Raw genomic sequence first — 209 nt, forward strand, 5'->3', positions numbered from 1 at the left:
TCAGATGTCACACGCGCAGCATTTTCCTGATTAGCGATACGGTGACCACGAACCAAGAGACGGTGAGTATTGACTCCATACGGCGTACAAGTCATCAAAGTCACATAGTCTTGCTCTGGGTCGATTGCTAACGCCGACACGTCATCTGGCGTTACCGTCAAAATTTGGTCCACTTCGTAAGTCAAGGTCTCGTCCAAAACCTGAATGAT

The 209-nt window shown here is 48.3% G+C and carries 1 protein-coding gene; it reads right to left on the bottom strand.

Going from position 1 to position 209, the window contains the following annotated elements; all coding sequences use genetic code 11:
* Positions 1 to 209, bottom strand: a 209-nt coding sequence (locus HMPREF2937_RS13130; RefSeq protein ID WP_142351455.1) for a sortase, incomplete at both ends; no start/stop codon positions are given.

Origin of the sequence: Staphylococcus sp. HMSC061G12 (assembly GCF_001838465.1) — a bacterium.
Lineage (GTDB): Bacteria > Bacillota > Bacilli > Staphylococcales > Staphylococcaceae > Staphylococcus > Staphylococcus simulans.